The organism is Klebsiella sp. M5al, from assembly GCF_002090195.1.
Lineage (GTDB): Bacteria > Pseudomonadota > Gammaproteobacteria > Enterobacterales > Enterobacteriaceae > Klebsiella > Klebsiella grimontii.
Genome location: NZ_CP020657.1, coordinates 1,724,122 through 1,745,086, shown reverse-complemented (window position 1 = coordinate 1,745,086; position 20,965 = coordinate 1,724,122). Strand labels below are relative to the sequence as shown.

General features: G+C 52.1%; 14 protein-coding genes and 7 tRNA genes. 16 read left to right on the top strand and 5 right to left on the bottom strand.

Features of this window, described 5'->3' with window-relative positions; translation table 11 throughout:
• Window positions 1-35 precede the first annotated feature (35 nt).
• From chiQ to nagE, 4 genes are all read right to left on the bottom strand, one after another.
• A complete protein-coding gene (gene chiQ / locus BWI76_RS08240; RefSeq protein ID WP_004134140.1) occupies window positions 36-368 on the bottom strand; it encodes a ChiQ/YbfN family lipoprotein in 333 nt (110 codons plus the stop codon).
• Between the two features lie 46 nt (window positions 369-414).
• Window positions 415-1,818, bottom strand: coding sequence for a chitoporin ChiP (gene chiP / locus BWI76_RS08235; RefSeq protein ID WP_024358798.1), 1,404 nt, complete (start codon window positions 1,816-1,818; stop codon window positions 415-417).
• Between the two features lie 436 nt (window positions 1,819-2,254).
• Complete coding sequence (gene glnS / locus BWI76_RS08225; RefSeq protein ID WP_004134144.1) at window positions 2,255-3,922, bottom strand: glutamine--tRNA ligase; 1,668 nt, start codon at window positions 3,920-3,922, stop codon at window positions 2,255-2,257.
• A gap of 178 nt (window positions 3,923-4,100) precedes the next feature.
• Entirely contained in the window at window positions 4,101-6,053 is a 1,953-nt protein-coding gene (gene nagE, locus BWI76_RS08220; protein ID WP_004134146.1) for a PTS N-acetyl glucosamine transporter subunit IIABC, read from the bottom strand.
• Window positions 6,054-6,365: 312 nt separating this feature from the next.
• Here nagE and nagB point away from each other — a divergent pair, with 312 nt between their 5' ends.
• From nagB to BWI76_RS08145, 15 genes are all read left to right on the top strand, one after another.
• Window positions 6,366-7,166, top strand: coding sequence for a glucosamine-6-phosphate deaminase (gene nagB / locus BWI76_RS08215; protein ID WP_004130458.1), 801 nt, complete (start codon window positions 6,366-6,368; stop codon window positions 7,164-7,166).
• Between the two features lie 60 nt (window positions 7,167-7,226).
• Window positions 7,227-8,375 carry an N-acetylglucosamine-6-phosphate deacetylase gene (gene nagA / locus BWI76_RS08210; protein WP_004134149.1) on the top strand — a complete coding sequence of 383 codons (1,149 nt, stop codon included), beginning with the start codon at window positions 7,227-7,229 and terminating at the stop codon, window positions 8,373-8,375.
• Between the two features lie 8 nt (window positions 8,376-8,383).
• Window positions 8,384-9,604, top strand: coding sequence for a DNA-binding transcriptional regulator NagC (nagC, locus tag BWI76_RS08205; RefSeq protein ID WP_004134151.1), 1,221 nt, complete (start codon window positions 8,384-8,386; stop codon window positions 9,602-9,604).
• Window positions 9,605-9,649: 45 nt separating this feature from the next.
• Complete coding sequence (locus BWI76_RS08200; RefSeq protein WP_004100215.1) at window positions 9,650-10,402, top strand: HAD-IIA family hydrolase; 753 nt, start codon at window positions 9,650-9,652, stop codon at window positions 10,400-10,402.
• Window positions 10,403-10,703: 301 nt separating this feature from the next.
• Window positions 10,704-12,707 (top strand): alpha-glucuronidase, encoded by a 2,004-nt coding sequence (locus tag BWI76_RS08195; RefSeq protein ID WP_077265768.1) that lies wholly within the window; start codon window positions 10,704-10,706, stop codon window positions 12,705-12,707.
• 87 nt (window positions 12,708-12,794) lie between these two features.
• Entirely contained in the window at window positions 12,795-14,270 is a 1,476-nt protein-coding gene (locus BWI76_RS08190; protein WP_004134155.1) for an MFS transporter, read from the top strand.
• A 66-nt stretch (window positions 14,271-14,336) separates the two neighbouring features.
• Window positions 14,337-15,041, top strand: coding sequence for an oligogalacturonate-specific porin KdgM family protein (locus BWI76_RS08185; RefSeq protein ID WP_049088747.1), 705 nt, complete (start codon window positions 14,337-14,339; stop codon window positions 15,039-15,041).
• A 328-nt stretch (window positions 15,042-15,369) separates the two neighbouring features.
• On the top strand, window positions 15,370-17,031 hold the full coding sequence (asnB, locus tag BWI76_RS08180) for an asparagine synthase B (RefSeq protein ID WP_004130452.1): 1,662 nt from the start codon (window positions 15,370-15,372) through the stop codon (window positions 17,029-17,031).
• A 229-nt stretch (window positions 17,032-17,260) separates the two neighbouring features.
• Window positions 17,261-17,337 (top strand) — tRNA-Met (locus BWI76_RS08175).
• An 8-nt stretch (window positions 17,338-17,345) separates the two neighbouring features.
• Window positions 17,346-17,430: transfer RNA gene (locus BWI76_RS08170), tRNA-Leu, on the top strand.
• Between the two features lie 35 nt (window positions 17,431-17,465).
• Window positions 17,466-17,540 (top strand) — tRNA-Gln (locus BWI76_RS08165).
• Window positions 17,541-17,574: 34 nt separating this feature from the next.
• Window positions 17,575-17,649, top strand: a tRNA-Gln gene (locus tag BWI76_RS08160).
• Window positions 17,650-17,670: 21 nt separating this feature from the next.
• Window positions 17,671-17,747: transfer RNA gene (locus BWI76_RS08155), tRNA-Met, on the top strand.
• A gap of 45 nt (window positions 17,748-17,792) precedes the next feature.
• Window positions 17,793-17,867 (top strand) — tRNA-Gln (locus BWI76_RS08150).
• Window positions 17,868-17,964: 97 nt separating this feature from the next.
• Window positions 17,965-18,039: transfer RNA gene (locus BWI76_RS08145), tRNA-Gln, on the top strand.
• Window positions 18,040-18,148: 109 nt separating this feature from the next.
• Here the strand turns inward: BWI76_RS08145 and ubiF are convergent.
• The gene (ubiF, locus tag BWI76_RS08140; protein ID WP_049085345.1) at window positions 18,149-19,324 is read right to left on the bottom strand and encodes a 3-demethoxyubiquinol 3-hydroxylase; all 1,176 of its coding nucleotides are present in this window, start codon (window positions 19,322-19,324) and stop codon (window positions 18,149-18,151) included.
• Between the two features lie 208 nt (window positions 19,325-19,532).
• Between ubiF and miaB the strand changes: the two genes are divergently transcribed.
• Window positions 19,533-20,957, top strand: coding sequence for a tRNA (N6-isopentenyl adenosine(37)-C2)-methylthiotransferase MiaB (gene miaB / locus BWI76_RS08135; protein WP_064371446.1), 1,425 nt, complete (start codon window positions 19,533-19,535; stop codon window positions 20,955-20,957).
• Window positions 20,958-20,965 lie beyond the last annotated feature (8 nt).

Here is a 20,965-nt window from a genome sequence, read left to right as displayed (position 1 = left end):
TTTTCGCTCCGCCCGTTTGCTTGCCGCCGTCTGGCTTAACGCGGTGTATTATTGCTGCGGATCTCTTTCCAGATCTGGTCGCAGCGCGCCTCTACAGCCTGATCGTTCCCGGTTTTGCGCGCCTGGATGCACTGCTGATAATCCAGAACCCGCACGCTTTCCTGGGTCGCGAACTGCTGATGCTGTTTCTCCTGTTTCAGCACGTTCAGTACGCTCTGACAGGCTTCCACTTTATCCGGATTGCCCTCAGCGCTATTGATGCAGGCGCTGTAGGCATCTTTTAACTTTGAGTCTTCCTTAGGCGCTGGCGACTGGGTACAGGCAACCAGACCTGCTGCCATAATGGCGACAAGCATTAACTTTTTCATCATGAACCTCGGGAAATTGCGGCGGGTTTTCCCCGCCGCAGTGGCATCAGAAAATGGTGAACGGAGCGATAACCATGAACTTCACGTCGCGCTCATCCTGGAAGATGTTGCCGTAACCGCCGCTCCAGCTTGGGATATCGGAGTGGTTGTCGTATTGCGTAAAGTGGAGTTTGAACAGCGTGCCCTTCGCGCGTCCTTCCTGAACGGTGTACATGGCATCCAGGCTATAAGCGGACTCTTCCAGACGTTTATCCGGGTTGTAGTACGCATCAGGTGAGGACATTCTCCCCGGCTTCGCATCCCAGGCATAAACGTAGGATGCGCCGAAGGCCCAGCCCGGCATGTTCCAGTTCTTCATGTCATACATCGCGCCGAAGAACACCGCTTTTTCACCGTTGGCGTTGAAGTCCGAACGGTTATCCCACCAGATATCCAGTCGCCCGTTAGACGATGCATAGGTAGGCGTCATACGCTGCAGGAAGTAGCCCTGCTGGCCATCAGCTTTAACCCAGGTGCCTTCCAGACGCAGATCCAGAACGTCGGCAACCTTATAGCCAAAGGTCAAGGCCTGCAGCCACGCGGTGCCGTCATAGATATCGTTAGCCCCGCCGTTGCTGACTTTATCGCGGGTGCCGTAGAACTGATAGCTGGTGGTTAACGGCGTGCCGGCGACATCAAACTTATAGCTGGCCTTGGCAAAATACTGGTCGATGTAACCCTGTGCCTGGCCAAACGCCGCTTCCAGTACAAGGTCGTTTTTAAAATCATATTTAGCGCCGAGAGAGTGGAGATAATCCACCTTGGTTTTCTTGTCGTTCTGATAGAACTCATCCATCTCAATGTGCCACGGCGCTTTATATTCGTTTGTCCACATATAGGAGAAACTCAGCGCGCCCGCATCACCATAGTCAAAGTTCGCGCCAGCTTCCGCGCCCTGGTAAGTACCGGGCATAAAGCTCCAGTGCGGCGCCAGCAGCGTTTGGCCGGTTGGCTGAATATAGCCCGCGCGCGCCCATGCCGGACCAAATTTAAATTTCGCGGCTGCTTTATACAGGCTGATCCCGCTCTTATCGCCGGAATAGTCTTCATCGTAGCCTTTATTACGCGAGGAGAAAGCGATTTCGTTCGGGTGACCGCTCTCGCTGCTTTCACCCATTTCGATGGCGGTAAAGGCAGCGACGTCAATACCGAACATGTCGGCGGCATAGCCGGACTGGAAGTCGAGGTTGGCGTTCCAGGTGGAGTGTGACAGGTTAGTTTTATATTTATCGCCGTCGGTCACATCTTTACGGTCGCGTTCACGCTGCCAGTAATAGATGCCGCCGGTTAACGTTGAATCATCAATGAACCCTTCTGCTTTTGCATCCGGCACCATTGCAAATCCTGACAGGGCTGTGACACCGGCAATAGCCAGCGCCAGCGTACTACGTTTGCCACTAAACGTACGCATATGCATATCCTCTTTGACGTTTTAAAGTGCGGTCGCCAAAGGGCAACACGCAAAAAATAAAATAAAACTGCTAAAAAAGTGGTGCGCTAAAAATTCGCATAACCACTGGGTATAGACTATTTTTCGTGACGCGAATTATCAATCTCTTTCGCCGACCAAAGATGAAGATTATGACAAAGCGCACATAATTTATGTCTTTATGTTTCAGTCTTAGACATCACACATTTAGCGTGGAAGTGCTTGCAAAAACAGAGAAAATCAATAGAAATGAAAGTGATCACCTAATTTCAGGTGATATGCCGGAAGGATTAAAAATAACGCTTATTACAATCTGTAAACAAGATTAATTCGCATCGCGAAAATATGGTAATTTAATTCGCTGATTCTGAATAAAAAAAACGCCGCAGTTAGCGGCGTTCTTAATGATGGCGAATAGCTACGCGCCGACTTTCGTCCAGGTATCGCGCAGGCCGACGGTGCGGTTAAACACCAGATGGCTTGCGGTGGCATAGCGGCTATCCAGGCAGAAATAACCTTCACGCTCGAACTGGTAGGCTTTTTCCGCCTGCGCCTGCGCCAGGCTCGGCTCAGCGAATCCCTGTTTAATCACCAGCGATTCCGGGTTCATCACCGCGAGGAAATCTTCCGCCGCGCCCGGGTTCGGTACGCTGAACAGGCGATCGTAGAGGCGGATTTCTACCGGCAGCGCGTGCGCCGCGCTCACCCAGTGAATTACGCCCTTCACCTTGCGACCGTCGGCCGGGTCTTTGCTCAGGGTGTCGGCATCGTAGGTGCAGAAGATAGTCGTGATGTTGCCTTCCGCATCTTTCTCCACGCGCTCCGCTTTAATCACGTAAGCGTTACGCAGACGAACTTCTTTACCCAGCACCAGACGCTTGTACTGCTTGTTCGCTTCCTCACGGAAGTCGGCGCGATCGATCCAGATTTCGCCGCTGAACGGCACCTCGCGGCTGCCCATCTCCGGCTTGTTCGGATGGTTCGGCATGGCCACCATTTCACTTTCGCCCTGCGGATAGTTTTCGATAACCAGCTTAACCGGGTCGATAACCGCCATCGCGCGCGGGGCGTTTTCGTTCAGATCTTCACGAATGCAGGATTCCAGCGACGCCATCTCGATAGTGTTGTCCTGCTTGGTCACGCCGATACGTTTGCAGAACTCGCGGATAGATTCAGCGGTATAGCCGCGGCGGCGCAGACCGGAGATGGTCGGCATACGCGGGTCATCCCAGCCTTCAACGTGCTTCTCGGTCACCAGTTGATTCAGCTTACGCTTGGACATCACGGTGTATTCGAGATTCAGGCGCGAGAATTCGTACTGGCGCGGATGCACGGGAATGCTGATGTTATCCAGCACCCAATCGTACAGGCGGCGGTTATCCTGGAACTCAAGGGTACATAGAGAGTGGGTAATCCCTTCCAGCGCATCGCTGATGCAGTGGGTGAAGTCGTACATCGGGTAGATGCACCACTTGCTTCCGGTCTGGTGGTGATCGGCAAACTTAATGCGGTACAGCACCGGATCGCGCATGACGATAAACGGAGAGGCCATATCGATTTTTGCGCGCAGGCAGGCTTTACCTTCAGCAAATCCGCCGCTACGCATTTTTTCAAACAGCGCCAGATTCTCTTCCACGCTGCGATCGCGGTACGGGCTATTTTTACCCGGCTCTTTCAGCGTGCCGCGGTACTCACGGATCTCCTCCGCTGACAGTTCGTCAACGTAGGCCAGACCTTTATTGATCAGCTCAACCGCATACTGGTGCAGCTGATCGAAATAATCAGACGAGTAGCAAACATCCCCGGACCAGTGGAAACCTAACCACTGCACGTCGTTTTTAATCGACTCAACGTATTCGATATCTTCCTTCACCGGGTTGGTGTCATCGAAACGCAGGTTGCATTGGCCCTGGTAATCCTGGGCGATGCCAAAGTTCAGGCAAATAGACTTCGCGTGGCCAATGTGCAGATAGCCGTTCGGTTCCGGTGGGAAACGGGTATGAACGGTGGTGTGCTTACCAGTAGCCAGATCTTCATCAATGATCTGACGAATAAAGTTAGTCGGGCGGGCTTCTGCCTCACTCATCGTGGGTTCCTCAAAGCGTAAACAACGTATAACGGCACATGATCTTACAAGCAGGGCGTAGAGACAACTATTAGTTACGCAAAATAGCGATTAGAAGGAGATTATGGGGGTGTTTGCGGTAAAAAAAAGCGGCGCAGCTTTCGCTGCGCCGCTGAGGCACAAACGCCACTCAGGAGTCTTACTTGCCTTTAATTTCGTACAGCGGCGTCTGGCCCGCAACAACCTTACCGGTTGCCTGGATAACCAGCGCGCTATAGTCGTCGCTGTTGCTGCAGACGACCGGGCTAATCATCGAACGCGCGTTAGCGTTGAGGAACTCAAGATCCAGTTCCAGAATCGGCTCACCCGCTTTCACTTCCGCGCCCTCTTCCACCAGGCGTTTAAAGCCCTGGCCGTTAAGCGCAACGGTATCGATGCCCATATGGACGACGATTTCCGCACCGTTTTCGGTTTCCAGACAGAAAGCATGGTTGGTGTTGAAAATCTTCACCACGGTGCCCGCCGCCGGCGCAACCACAATCTTATCGGTCGGTTTTACCGCCACGCCGTCGCCGACGGCTTTGCTGGCGAAGGCTTCATCCGGAACCTGCTCCAGCGCCACAATGTCGCCGGTAATCGGCGAAACCAGCGCTTCGACAGTCTTCGCGTTAGCAACAGCCTGTGGTTTAACTGCCTGAGCGGCTACGGGTGCGCTATGAGACGCTGCAGCCGCTGCGGCAACCGGGCCACGGGCAACCACTTTCTTCATTTCATCGCCCACGGATTCCGCTTTCGCGCCCACGATAACCTGGATGGTCTGCTTGTTCAGTTTAACCACGCCGGAAGCGCCGAGGCGCTTACAGGCCGCGTCGTTAACCAGCGCAGAGTCCGCCACGGTCAGACGCAGACGGGTAATACAGGCATCAATCGCTTTCAGGTTATCCGTACCGCCGACCGCCGCGATGTAGTTGGTCGCCAGCTGAGTTAAGCCTTCTTCGGTGTTGCTGTTGGCCTCTTCAGTGACCACGTCATCCACTTTATCTTCACGACCCGGCGTTTTCAGATTGAACATGCGGATAACCGCGCTGAACAGCAGGAAGTAGATAACGAAGAACACGACGCCCATCACGATCAGCATCCAGACGTTTTTACTGGCTGCCGGCAGGCTGTACATCAGAACATAGTCGATGGCGCCTGCGGAGAAGGAGAAGCCCGCGTGGATACCCAGCGCCGTCGCAACGAACAGGCTGATACCGGTTAGGATGGCGTGCAGGAGGTACAGCAGCGGCGCCAGGAACATGAACAGGAATTCCAGCGGTTCGGTCACACCGGTCAGGAACGCGGTGATGGCCACCGACAGCAGCATACCGCCGACCATCGGACGACGCTCTTTCGGGGCTGCGAAATACATCGCCAGCGCCGCACCCGGCAAACCGAACATCATGATCGGGAAGAAACCGGACATGAACATCCCCGCGGTGCCGTCACCCGCATAGAAGCGGTTGATGTCGCCGTGGAACACCGCGCCAGCAGCGTTGGTGAATTCACCAATCTGGAACCAGGCGATGGTGTTCAGCACCTGATGCAGACCCGTCGGGATCAGCAGGCGGTTGATGAAACCAAAGATACCGGAGCCGAGCGCGCCCGCGCCGACAATCCATTCACCGCCGGCATGAATGGCGTTCTGCACCGGCGGCCAGACGTAGCCGAAGATGGCTGCCAGCACCAGACAGAAGAAGCCGGTGGCGATGGGCACAAAGCGTTTGCCGCCGAAGAAGCTCAGGAAGTCAGGCAGTTTGATGCCCGACCAGCGGTTATACACGGCGCCGCCGACCAGACCGGTAATGATACCCGCCAGCACGCCCATGTTGATGGCCGGGTTGATGGTGACCATCGCTTTGGTCAAAACGAAGTAACCTACCGCCCCCGCCAGCGCCGCGGCGCCGGCGCTGTCTTTCGACCAGCTGGATGCGACACCGATAGCGAAAATCAGCGCCAGGTTGTCAAAGATTGCCCCGCCCGCCTGGGCGATAAACGAAATGTTAAGCAGATCCGGTTGACCGAATCGCAGCAGCAGCGCCGCGACCGGCAGCACTGCGATAGGGAGCTGTAACGCCCTACCGAGACGCTGAAAAAAACCTAAAATATTCATCTTATTCCCCCTATGAGACCCCGATGAGGCTCACTAAAGCCACTTTATTATTGTGTAACCTGGTTAATTTTTTAACTTACCTGCAAAGTGTCTGAAAAATTAATTCGTCTCGCAAATTAAATGGGTATTTTTTGTGACAATAGTCACCAAATATCGTATTCACCTCCGCCTTTGACTGGCTAACAACGAAAACTTATTTTATCATTCAAAAAATCAACACGGATTGACCCCGGTCGGCGCAGTTACTGCGATACTCTTAATAGTATGCTGGCGCCAATCCGCCAGGTTCTAATTTAACTATAGAGGTGAACAATGAGACTGATCCCCCTGGTAACAGCTGAACAAGTCGGTAAATGGGCTGCCCGGCATATCGTTAACCGTATCAATGCGTTCAAACCGACAGCGGACCGCCCGTTTGTCCTCGGTCTGCCTACCGGCGGCACGCCTCTGACCGCTTATAAAGCCCTGGTTGAGATGCACAAAGCAGGCCAGGTTAGCTTTAAGCATGTCGTCACCTTCAACATGGATGAGTACGTAGGCCTGCCGAAAGAGCACCCGGAAAGCTATCATAGCTTTATGCATCGCAACTTCTTTGATCACGTTGATATCCCGGCGGAAAATATTAACCTGCTGAATGGTAACGCGCCGGATATTGATGCAGAATGCCGTCGCTATGAAGAAAAAATTCGTTCTTACGGTAAAATCCACCTGTTTATGGGCGGCGTGGGTAACGATGGCCACATCGCTTTTAACGAACCAGCCTCTTCTTTGGCTTCACGCACACGCATCAAAACCCTGACCCACGATACTCGCGTAGCGAATTCCCGTTTCTTCGACGGTGACGTTGACCAGGTGCCTAAATACGCGCTGACCGTTGGCGTGGGCACGCTGCTCGACGCGGAAGAAGTGATGATTCTGGTGCTGGGTCATCAGAAAGCGCTGGCGCTGCAGGCGGCGGTGGAAGGCAACGTAAACCATATGTGGACCATCACCTGTCTGCAGCTGCACCCGAAAGCGGTTGTCGTCTGCGATGAGCCGTCCACTATGGAACTGAAAGTTAAGACACTGAAATATTTCAACGAATTAGAAGCCGAAAATATCAAAGGTCTGTAATGTAGTTTCGTCCCGCAGCAGACCCTGCGGGACAACCATTTTTGACAACCGGGGGTCGTAATGTATGCATTAACCCAAGGCCGGATTTATACCGGTCATGAAATTCTGGATGACCATGCGATTGTTATCGCCAATGGCCTTATCGAACGTATCTGTCCGCAGACTGAGCTGCCCACCGGGATCGAACAGCGCTCGGTTAATGGTGCGATCCTTGCCCCCGGTTTTATCGACGTCCAGCTTAACGGCTGCGGCGGCGTGCAGTTCAACGACACGGCGGATGCGGTCACCGTTGAAACGCTGGAAATTATGCAGAAGGCGAATGAACGCTCCGGCTGCACCAGCTATCTGCCCACGCTCATTACCGCCAGCGATGACCTGATGAAACAGGGTGTCCGCGTGATGCGCGAGTATTTGCAAAAGCATCCCAACCAGGCGCTGGGCCTGCATCTTGAAGGCCCATGGCTGAATATTGTCAAAAAAGGCACCCATAACCCGGATTACGTCCGTAAACCGGACGCCGCGCTGGTCGATTTCCTGTGCGAAAACGCGGATGTAATAACCAAAATCACCCTCGCGCCGGAACGCGTTGAACCAGATGTTATCCGCAAACTGGTGGCCGCAGGTATCATCGTCTCCGCCGGTCATTCCAACGCGACGCTAAAAGAAGCGAAAATCGGTTTCCGCGCCGGGATTACGTTTGCCACCCACCTGTTTAACGCTATGCCGTATATTACCGGCCGCGAACCGGGTCTGGCCGGGGCGATTTTCGACGAACCGGATGTCTACTGCGGTATCATCGTCGATGGCATGCACGTCGATTACGCTAACGTCCGCCTCGCTAAACGCTTGAAAGGCGACAAGCTGTGCCTCGTCACCGACGCAACGGCGCCAGCGGGTGCCAATATTGAGCAGTTCATTTTTGCTGGTAAAACAATATACTACCGGAACGGCCTGTGCGTAGATGAGAACGGCACCCTCAGCGGCTCTTCATTGACCATGATTGAAGGGGTGCGTAACCTCGTTGAGCATTGCGGCATTGCGCTGGATGAAGTGTTGCGTATGGCGACGCTCTACCCTTCCCGCGCCATTGGCGTAGACAAACAGTTAGGCAGCATTGCCCCGGGGATGGTCGCTAACCTGACCGCATTCACCCGCGATTATAAAATCACCAAGACCATCGTTAATGGTAACGAGGTCGTCACTGAGTAAGTAAAAGTATGACAGCAGGCGGACAGGCTCAAATTGGTAACGTCGATCTCGTAAAACAGCTGAACAGCGCGGCCGTTTACCGGCTCATCGATCAGCACGGCCCCATCTCGCGTATCCAGATTGCGGAACAAAGCCAGCTTGCCCCTGCCAGCGTAACCAAAATTACGCGTCAGCTTATTGAACGCGGACTGATCAAAGAAGTCGATCAGCAGGCCTCCACCGGGGGCCGCCGCGCCATCTCGATTGTTGCCGAAACCCGCAGCTTTCACGCCATCGGCGTACGTCTTGGCCGCTATGACGCCACCCTGACGCTCTATGATTTAAGCAGTAAGACCCTCGAAGAAGAGCACTACCCGCTGCCGGAAAGAACCCAGGAAACGCTGGAGCACGCCCTGCTCAACATCATCGCCGCCTTTATGGAGAGCTGTCAGCGCAAAATCCGCGAGCTAATCGCCATTTCGGTGATCCTGCCGGGACTGGTCGATCCGGAAAGCGGCGTTATTCGCTATATGCCGCATATTCAGGTGGAGAACTGGGGGCTGGTTGAAGCGCTGGAAAAACGCTTTAAAGTCACCTGCTATGTCGGCCACGATATTCGTAGCCTGGCGCTGGCGGAGCACTACTTTGGTGCGAGCCACGACTGTGAAGACTCCATTCTGGTGCGCGTACACCGCGGGACCGGCGCAGGGATCATCTCCAACGGGCGGATTTTTATTGGCCGTAACGGTAACGTCGGGGAAATCGGCCATATCCAGGTCGACCCGCTGGGCGAGCGCTGCCACTGCGGCAACTTCGGCTGTCTGGAAACCGTCGCCGCCAACGCCGCCATTGAACATCGCGTTCGTCATCTGCTGGAGCAGGGTTATCAGAGCAAAATATCCCTCGATGACTGCACGATAAAAACGATCTGCAAAGCCGCAAATAAAGGCGATGCGCTGGCCTGCGAGGTGATCGAGCACGTTGGCCGTCATCTGGGTAAAACTATCGCCATCGCCATTAACCTGTTTAATCCGCAAAAAGTGGTGATTGCCGGGGAGATCGTGGAAGCGGAGAAAGTTCTCCTGCCGGCCATTGAAGCCTGTATCAATACCCAGGCGCTGAAGGCATTTCGCAAAAACCTGCCGGTAGTGCGATCCACGCTCGATCATCGTTCAGCCATCGGGGCTTTTGCCTTGGTCAAGCGCGCGATGCTCAACGGGACTCTGCTCCAGCGTTTGCTGGAAAGCTAAAGCCGCTTTATAGTTTCGCCTTTCTCCAACGATGTCGGACAGTTCATGACCATTCAAAACGTAATTTGTGATATTGACGGCGTGCTGATGCACGACAATGTGGCCGTGCCGGGCGCCGCTGAATTCATCAAGCGCATTCTCGAAAAAGAGATGCCGCTGGTGATGCTGACCAACTACCCTTCGCAAACCGGGCAGGACCTGGCAAACCGCTTTGCGACGGCGGGAATCGATGTCCCTGATACCGCCTTTTATACCTCGGCGATGGCCACTGCCGATTTTCTGCGTCGCCAGGAAGGCAAAAAAGCCTATGTGGTTGGCGAAGGCGCGCTGATTCACGAACTGTACAAAGCCGGCTTTACCATCACCGACGTCAATCCGGATTTTGTTATCGTCGGTGAGACGCGCTCCTTTAACTGGGAGATGATGCATAAGGCCGCTTTTTTTGTCGCTAACGGCGCGCGTTTTATCGCCACTAACCCCGATACCCACGGTCGCGGCTATTACCCGGCCTGCGGCGCGCTGTGCGCGGGTATTGAAAAAATCTCCGGCCGTAAACCGTTCTACGTGGGGAAACCGAGCCCGTGGATTATCCGCTCCGCGCTCAACAAAATGCAGGCGCATTCAGAGCAGACGGTTATCGTCGGCGATAACCTGCGCACGGATATTCTGGCCGGCTTCCAGGCGGGTCTGGAAACCATTCTGGTGCTTTCCGGGGTTGCCACGCTCGACGATATCGACAGCATGCCGTTCCGCCCTTCCTGGATTTATCCCTCCGTTGCGGAAATTGATATTTTCTGACATCCCTCTTCAGGTCAGCCACTAGCCATCCGCTAAAAATAAATCGGTGTTCTTCAGGAGAACATCGATTTTATGCTAATCCTACGATTCATTCATAAAATCAATTTATTAAACACCCATTTCTACTCGTATCTATTTACATAACACTATTATCGTTATTTTCCCTGCTCAATATAAAAAAATGTGATCCAGCAGGTGAAAAGGAATTCTCATAATTCAGTTGCCAGTTTTAACAATAGATTTATTTTTTATGATAATTACTCTATATGAAATACTTGTATGGTAAGTGAGAGATAATTTAATGCAACCAATAATTAACGATAATTTACCCCGTAATTACCAAAAATGCTGGCTACCTTCATCAACTGATATTCCCTGGCTAATACGTTATCTTGACAACGTTTATCTGCCCGAAGGAGAAGATATTATAAAAAGCACGTTAATAAATGAAATTACTGCTTTAAATCATAACATTAAGAACTCAAAATCTCTGCAAGAAGCCTCTCTTTCATTTGTTTTAGATGAGAATAATATGGTGTCAGAACAATATTCTATTGATTATCAAAATGACACTATTCGTATAGTATCCGGAGGATGGCAAGGGTTCCTGTACGCCTGGTTCGATCTTCTGAGAAAGGCATCTTCAGTGCTGAATTCCCCTTGGCAGTCAACACAAAAACCGGCGTTTCCTGTGCGTATGATTAACCATTGGGATAATTTGGATGGCACTGTCGAGCGTGGTTACGCCGGCAATTCTCTATTTTTTCATAATAACCAAATTCACTACGATGAAATACGCCTGCATCACTATGCACGCCTGCTTGCCAGCGTTGGTATTAACGCGATCGCTATCAATAACGTGAATGTACACCATCATGAAACGGCCCTGATTGACGATAGCCTTCTCCCCAGCGTTGCCCAAATTGCCGCTTTTTTCCGCCAGTACGCGATTCGGCTTTTCCTGAGCGTTAATTTTGCCGCGCCGATCGAAACCGGAGAGCTTTCTGTCGCAGACCCGTTAGACCCACAGGTTATCGACTGGTGGCAAACGCGCGCAGAGAAGATCTACCAGCAGATAGCCGATTTTGGCGGCTATATCGTGAAGGCAGACTCTGAACACCGACCCGGCCCATTTACTTACCAGCGAACGCATGCCGATGGCGCCAATATGCTAGCCCGTACGCTTGCACCTTACGATGGATTATTATACTGGCGCTGTTTTGTCTACAACTGCCAACAACAGTGGTATGACCGAACAACCGATCGGGCAAAAGCGGCATGGGATAATTTCGCACCGCTAGACGGACAATTCCTCGACAACGTTATCTTACAGATAAAAAATGGTCCGATGGATTTTCAGGTTCGTGAACCGGTGTCCCCTTTACTCGGCAGTATGCCGAATACCAATAAAGTGATGGAACTGCAAATTACACAGGAATATACCGGCCAACAGATCGATCTTTGCTGGCTGGTACCGCAATGGAAAACCATCCTGAACTTTGATACCCGGCCGGGCGAACGCGACGCCACGATTCTTGACATTCTGGCAGGTCATTCTCAACACCATATGCAGCACAGCGGAATTACAGCCGTTGTGAATACTGGTGACAGCGTCTTCTGGACGGGGCATCCCCTGGCTCAGGCAAATCTTTATGGCTATGGGCGACTGCTATGGGATCCGCTCATTGACGAAAAATCGCTCGCGGAAGAGTGGTGTAAACTGTCGCTATCAACCGCGCCTAAAGCCGTGGAGACAATTCGCCAAATGCTGCTAAGCAGTTGGCTGACCTATGAAAATTACACTTCCCCGCTCGGCGTCGGCTGGATGGTTCAGCCACATCATCATTACGGTCCCTCGATCGATGGTTATGAATATGATAGCTGGGGGACTTATCACTATGCCGATCGTTATGGTCTTGGCGTAGACCGTACCTCAGATAGCGGTACTGGATATGTAAAGCAATACCATCCTCTTAATTGCCAAATGTACAACAATCCGGGTCGCTGCCCGCAGGAATTATTACTGTTCTTCCATCACCTGCAATATCGCCACGTACTACCTTCCGGGAAAACACTTATTCAGCATATTTATGACAGCCATTTCAGCGGCGTCAATCAAGTTGAACTGTATATCCAACAATGGAAGACGCTGGAGGGGGACATTACCGAAGATATTTATTCTGAAGTATTGCAACGTCTGGTTAAACAACTTGCTAATGCTCAGGCATGGCGCGATCAGATAAACACTTACTTTTATCGAAAGTCAGGAATCAAGGACTCTCGCAACCGCAATATTTATCCATAACAAATTTAACTCAAAGCATCTGGCGGTAATTTACCCGCCAGATAATTTCCTCATAAATAATACTCGAACATTTTCGGGAGATATTCCATGAGCAACCCTGTAGCTATCAAGCTAAAAACATATATCGGTTATGGCATGACCGATTTATTCTCCAGCGGTGCATTTGCAATTATAGCCGCTTGGTTAATGTATTTTTTTACCAACTTTTCTGGTTTAACCCCGATTCAGGCGGGTTCGATTTTATTTATTGCGAAGATAATTGATACCGTTGTCAGCCCATGTGTCGGATATCTGACCGATAACATTGGCAACACTCGTTTAGGAAAGCGATTCGGTCGCCGAAGAATATTTCTTTTGCTGGGCGCGGTGCTGGTGTATGTCTATTCATTACTTTGGATCCCTGGCATGCCCTACTTTTATTACATGGTTGTTTATGTTTCCGTTGAAATTATTGCCGCCCTGGTCATTATTCCATGGGAAACGCTAGCTTCTGAAATGACCGATGATTATAAGCAGCGCAGTATTCTTTCCGCAATGCGACTATTTTATGGTGGTTTTAGCACCTGGCTGGCGACCTTTTTACCCGGAAGATTATTTGCGCATTTCGGTACATCAGATAGTCGTGTCTTCTTTATTAACGGCGTTATTTTCTCAATCATCTTCATGATTGCCCTGTTAATGACCTGGTCAACAACGTGGGAACGAAAACAAGAAACCAGCGACCAGGTTGAAAGCCCCCGTCGATTCAGTCTGAAGGACGTATTTGCCGGGATGGCATCGACACTGCGGATTCGCTGTTTTCGCCAGCATCTGACTATGTATGTCCTTTCTTTCACTTCATTAGATCTTTTTTATACGGTATTTATTTATTTTATTATCTATTCACTAAGCGGCACGGCAATTCTTGCTTCAAATCTGTTGGCCGTAGGCATCTTCCTGACTGGCTGGAGTAACGCACTGCTTGCATGGGCCGTAATTCGCTACGGTCAGACGCTATGCCTGAAGGTATGCCTCATTGTCAGCCTGATGTGTTTCTTCGTCTTTGGCGGGTTCTATCTGTGGAAACCGCTGCTAATGCTGCCCATGATGTACGCAACCTCACTGGTCTATCAATTTTTCAAAGGCGGCTACGTCTATATCATCTGGAATATTTATCCCTTTATTCCTGATATCGACGAATTAGTCACGCGTAAGCGCCGCGAGGGGGTTTTTGCCGGGATTATGACGTTGGCAAGAAAAAGCACTTCCGCACTGGCCGGCATGTTAATCGGTATCGTACTGCAACTTGTTCATTTTGATGCTTCAAGCACGACTCAATCACTCACGACTGTTCACGGTATTACCGGTCTGTTCTTTTTGGGTAATGTATTACTACTGCTAGTCAGCACGCTTATCGCGTTTCGCTTCAAATTATCAAAAGAAAACCATCAAATTGTTAAAGATGAAATCTCACGACTCAAAAATGGAGGTCAACTAGCTGATACCGATCCACAAGTCAAATCCGTGTTGTTCTCTTTAACCGGAATTGAGCACGAAAAACTTTGGCCAGCAAAGAATACTTAAAAACACTCGCATCCGAATTCGGTCGTATCGGAGATGAAATCTTACATTAGTCATGGATAAAATCTAATGAATAAAATCTCTTTTTTATGCACAGCAGTCGGCTTGGCGTTTGTGAGCAGTAGTGCGTCGGCAATGAAAATCACTGACTCATGGGTTAACTTCCGCGAAGCCTATATGTCTGGTAGCGAGCAATTCCAGACTAAAATTGAATACGGCATGAAAGTGGATGACAACCTTTACTTCAGCATTCAAAATACTTCTGGCCAGGGAAAACACCTCGATGAATTTAATAACCGATATAACGAAACCGAAGTGAATTATAAAATACCGTTGGCTTCACGCCTCTTTTTCTGGCCGGGTTTTGTTTTTAATTGGGGTTCTAATGGCAGCGCATTTGATCCCTATATTAAACTTGGCGTTCAGGTCACCGATAACTTCATGCTGATTGGTGGCTATCGTTATAATCAGAATAATTATCAAAGCTATGACAATTACGGGAATTATACTGAAGATTCCAATCAGGAGATAAACCTGTGGGCCGATCTGAACGTCACAGACAGGATCTGGATGGAGTACAACTTTACCTATCATAAGCGCGATAAGGATTTCCGCTATGGTAACGGCACGACGGAGAGTTACGAGCATACTCTGGCGTTAAGTTACAAGATTGATGATCGCTTTACTCCCTATATAGATGTCTCGCAGCTGGACAAAGCCAGTAACGGTGATGATGAAAACCGAGTGCGTATCGGTTTGTACTACCATTTTTAACGCGCTATGAAGCTTAGCCCGGTGGCGTCGTTCCGCCGGGTTTCCTTTATATGTCGCGATTTATGTCAAAGCAGTTCATCAAACAGATCTACTAAAAAAACAGATCAAATCAAAAAAAAGACCGTAAAAATGAATTTTCATCAAAAATAGAGCGCATAACATGCGTTATTTTTAGCATTCCGTAGTAGTGATTGAATTTTTTCTTCTTAAGACTGTAAACCCCTTGCGCCCTTCGCCCCTTTGCGGCATTTTCTAAAGCATGCACTGAGGCTTCGCGATTAGACGAAGCCTGCACAACATCAAACAAGACAGGGTAACGGAGAAGGCTATGTGTTCGATTTTTGGCGTACTGGATATTAAAACTGACGCGGGTGAGCTGCGTAAAAAGGCACTGGAGCTTTCCCGCCTGATGCGCCACCGCGGTCCGGACTGGTCAGGCGTCTATGCCTGTGATAAAGCCATCCTGGCGCATGAACGCCTGTCAATCGTCGACGTGAACGCCGGCGCGCAGCCGCTGTACAACGCTGCAAAAACTCACGCCCTCGCCGTTAACGGTGAAATCTACAACCACCAGGCGCTGCGCGCGGAATACGGCGACCGCTATGCGTTCCAGACCGGTTCCGACTGCGAAGTTATCCTCGCGCTGTATCAGGAAAAAGGTCCGGACTTCCTCGACGATCTGCAGGGGATGTTTGCTTTCGCTCTCTACGACAGCGAAAAAGACGCGTATCTGATTGGTCGCGACCACATCGGCATCATCCCGCTGTATATGGGTCACGACGAACACGGCAACTTCTACGTTGCCTCAGAAATGAAAGCGCTGGTTCCGGTATGCCGCACGATTAAAGAGTTCCCGGCAGGCAGCTACCTGTGGAGCAAAGATGGCGAAATCCGCGAGTACTATCAGCGCGACTGGTTCGACTATGACGCGGTCAAAGACAACGTCACGGACAAAAACGAACTGCGTCAGGCGCTGGAAGAGTCGGTGAAAAGCCACCTGATGTCCGATGTCCCTTACGGCGTCCTGCTCTCCGGCGGCCTGGATTCATCGGTGATTTCCGCCATCACCAAAAAATATGCCGCGCGCCGCGTCGAAGATCAGGAAAAATCAGAAGCCTGGTGGCCGCAGCTGCACTCCTTCGCCGTCGGTCTGGAAGGCGCGCCCGATCTGAAAGCCGCGCAGGAAGTGGCTAATCATCTGGGCACCGTGCACCACGAAATCCACTTTACGGTGCAGGAAGGCCTGGACGCGATTCGCGATGTTATCTATCACATCGAAACCTACGACGTGACGACGATTCGCGCGTCAACGCCGATGTACCTGATGTCGCGCAAAATCAAAGCGATGGGCATCAAAATGGTGCTGTCTGGCGAAGGTTCTGACGAAGTATTTGGCGGCTACCTTTATTTCCATAAAGCGCCAAACGCCAAAGAGCTGCACGAAGAGACCGTACGCAAGCTGCAGGCGCTACATATGTTTGACTGCGCTCGCGCCAACAAAGCGATGTCCGCATGGGGCGTTGAAGCGCGCGTGCCGTTCCTGGATAAGAAATTCCTCGATGTGGCAATGCGTATCAACCCGCAGGACAAAATGTGCGGCAACGGTAAAATGGAAAAACATGTCCTGCGTGAATGTTTTGAATCTTACCTGCCGGCAAGCGTTGCCTGGCGCCAGAAAGAGCAGTTCTCTGATGGCGTCGGTTACAGCTGGATCGATACTTTAAAAGAAGTGGCCGCTGAACAAATTTCCGATCAGCAGCTGGAAACCGCCAGCTTCCGCTTCCCGTACAACACGCCATCATCGAAAGAAGCGTATCTGTACCGTGAGATCTTCGAAGAGCTGTTCCCGGTTCCAAGCGCGGCCGAATGCGTTCCTGGCGGCCCTTCCGTCGCATGCTCTTCAGCAAAAGCGATTGAGTGGGACGAATCTTTCAAAAAAATGAACGATCCGTCAGGACGCGCGGTTGGCGTACATCAGTCGGCCTACTAACCGGCGCGGTTTTCCAAACGGACTCTTCGGAGTCCGTTTTTGTTTTGTGCCTTATTTAAGCCGTTAAAAACGATAAATAACCAATAATTGCCGATTATTGCGCCACGCTGTTCGCAACCTAACCAAACAGTTACGTTCAGCCCATTTTCGATGAAAAAGGGGTTGACGCTTCAAGGCTCAATACGCATAATGCGCCCCGCAACGCCGATAAGGTAACGCGCAAAAAGATGGCTACGTAGCTCAGCTGGTTAGAGCACATCACTCATAATGATGGGGTCACAGGTTCAAATCCCGTCGTAGCCACCATCTTTTTTGCGGGAGTGGCGAAATTGGTAGACGCACCAGATTTAGGTTCTGGCGCCGCAAGGTGTGCGAGTTCAAGTCTCGCCTCCCGCACCATTTACTCTTTCGCGTTGGCAGTAAAAGATTTTTGTTGGGGTATCGCCAAGCGGTAAGGCACCGGTTTTTGATACCGGCATTCCCTGGTTCGAATCCAGGTACCCCAGCCATATTTTCGATGTTTGCGGTTCACCGCGACGGTATTGGGGTATCGCCAAGCGGTAAGGCACCGGTTTTTGATACCGGCATTCCCTGGTTCGAATCCAGGTACCCCAGCCATCGAAAATAGAGTAAGATTTTGGCTACGTAGCTCAGCTGGTTAGAGCACATCACTCATAATGATGGGGTCACAGGTTCGAATCCCGTCGTAGCCACCATACAAAGGAATTATTGATTCAGTTCGATAAATCCAAAAGAATTGTTGGGGTATCGCCAAGCGGTAAGGCTCTGGTTTCTGATACCAGCATTCCGAGGTTCGAATCCTCGTACCCCAGCCAATTTTAAAAGTCGCCCACGCTGTGCGCGCACTCGTTGGAGTATTTCCAGGCGCTAAGCCACCGGTTTGACCCCGGTACGAAATGGTCAACGTAAAATTGGGGTATCGCCAAGCGGTAAGGCACCGGATTCTGATTCCGGCATTCCGAGGTTCGAATCCTCGTACCCCAGCCAACAAAAGCAAAAAGCTCGCTTCGGCGGGCTTTTTGCTTTTTGGCGTTTACGCTATGCGCATCACCGTTCCGCACCCCGACCTCACCTTTGCAAGCCGGGGTCTTTCTCGTTACAAACCTAACGCATATTTCAACGCCTGGCGCTTTAATCCGCCGGCGCGCTCGGCCGCCATCAGCCCTAAATTTCGCAGCAAACGCACCGGCGGCAGGTCGTTGCTGAATCCGGCGTAAAACAGATCCATTCCCGACTGCATAATAAAGTTGTCCGCCTGACGCCGCGTCTGGTAGCGCTTAAGTACCGGCAGGCTGGCCCACTCCTCGCCGTGCGCTTTTGCTCTGCCAAGAATATCAAGCAGCGCATCGACATCGCGATAGCCGAGGTTCACCCCCTGCCCCGCCAGCGGATGAATGGTGTGCGCAGCATCGCCCACCAGCGCTAGCCCCGGCTTCACATACTGCAATGCGTGGCGGCGGGTGAGCGGGAAGGCGCCCGCGCTCAGCGGCGTAACCTCTCCCAGCCGCGACGGGAAGTGACGAGTAATTTCCTGCTGTAGCTGAGCCATGCTCATGCCCTGCAGCTGGCGGATCCGCGCCGGCGCGTCGTACCACACCAGCGAAGCCCAATGGTCAAACAGCGGTAAAAACGCGCGCGGCCCCGCTGGGGTGAACTGCTGCCAGGTACTGTCGCCGGGATCGCCCGCGCACTGTACGCTTATCAACATACAGGATTGCTGATACTGCCACGCGTGGATGCCGATTCCGGCCAGCTGCCGCACCTGCGAACTGGCGCCGTCCGCGCCCACCACCAGACGCGCATCGATCTGGCTGCCGTCAGTCAGCGTTAACGACGTGTACATTTCTTCGCGCCGCATCGCCTGGAGCGATATCCCCACCCGCAGCGATATGCGCTCATGGGCTTCCAGCGCCTGCCACAGGGCAAGCTGCAGGACGTTGTTTTCCACCATATAGCCCAGTTCAGGTAGCTTCAGCTCCGCAGCGTTGAAGACAACGTGGGCGCTTTCCCACTCCCAGGTCTCGAGCTGGCGGTAGGCATGGGCGCGCATTTTCCGCACGCTATCCCAGACGCCGAGGCCTCTCAGCAGCCCTACCGATGAGGCGCTGATTGCCGAAATACGCACGTCAGGTGGTGAAGAAGCATCAAAAGCCGGTGGCGCGTTTTTTTCAATAACCGTCACCGTAAAGCCCTGCTGCGCCAGGCCAAGCGCCAGGGCGCCGCCAACCATTCCGCCGCCGACGATAACGACATCTGTTGCATGAATTGTCATGGCTATTATCCTTAAACCCGAATCCCCTCAGTTTACCGGATTTTTATTCGGCTTGTGGTGATTACGGTCGTACTGGTCAGGGCGCGGTCAAAGCATTACAATACGCGCCCTGCAATCCTGGCTTTATATCCGTCACCCTTCACATTGCAGAGCAACATCCGGTGAAGACGCTGACTTTGGGTATACCTAATTAAGCATGAGCAAGTCGATGACAAAAAAACTCCATATTAAAACCTGGGGCTGTCAGATGAACGAATACGATTCATCAAAGATGGCCGATCTGCTGGATGCCACCCACGGGTATCAACTCACTGAAGTGGCGGAAGAAGCGGATGTGCTGCTGCTCAATACCTGCTCAATCCGTGAGAAGGCTCAGGAAAAAGTATTCCATCAGCTAGGACGCTGGAAGCTGCTGAAAGAGAAGAATCCCAATCTGATCATCGGCGTTGGCGGCTGCGTGGCTTCTCAGGAAGGCGACCATATTCGCCAACGCGCCCATTACGTCGATATTATTTTTGGGCCGCAGACCCTGCACCGTCTGCCGGAAATGATTAACTCGGTACGAGGCAACCGCAGCCCGGTCGTCGATATCAGCTTCCCGGAAATCGAAAAATTCGACCGCCTGCCGGAACCGCGCGCCGAAGGCCCAAGCGCCTTTGTTTCCATCATGGAAGGTTGCAACAAGTACTGCACCTACTGCGTGGTGCCTTACACCCGCGGCGAGGAAGTGAGCCGCCCAAGCGACGATATCCTGTTTGAAATCGCCCAACTGGCGGCGCAGGGCGTGCGTGAAGTCAACCTGCTCGGGCAGAACGTGAACGCCTGGCGCTGGGAAAACTACGACGGCACCACCGGCAGCTTTGCCGATCTGCTGCGTCTGGTTGCGGCGATCGACGGTATCGATCGGATCCGCTTTACCACCAGCCATCCGATCGAGTTCACCGACGATATCATCGAGGTTTACCGCGATACGCCAGAGCTGGTCAGCTTCCTGCACCTGCCGGTGCAGAGCGGTTCTGACCGCGTGCTGAACCTGATGGGCCGAACCCACACGGCGCTGGAATATAAAGCGATTATCCGCAAACTGCGCGCGGCGCGCCCGGATATTCAGATCAGCTCCGACTTTATCGTCGGCTTCCCTGGCGAAACCACGCAGGATTTCGAGCAGACCATGAAACTGATCGCCGATGTGAATTTCGATATGAGCTACAGCTTCATCTTCTCTGCGCGTCCGGGAACGCCGGCGGCCGACATGGTCGATGACGTACCGGAAGAAGATAAGAAGCAGCGTCTGTATATTCTGCAGGAGCGTATCAACCAGCAGGCGACGGCCTGGAGCCGGCGTATGCTCGGCACCGTGCAGCGCATTCTGGTGGAAGGCACTTCACGCAAGAGCATCATGGAGCTGTCTGGCCGCACCGAGAATAACCGCGTGGTGAACTTCGAAGGCTCGCCTGAGATGATCGGCAAGTTTGTCGACGTCGAAATCACCGACGTCTGGACAAACTCCCTGCGCGGTAAAGTGGTGCGCACCGAGGACGAAATGGGTCTGCGCATCGCGGAAACCCCGGAGTCGGTGATTGCCCGCACCCGTAAAGAAAACGATTTGGGCGTCGGTATCTACCAGCCATAATCCGTTCA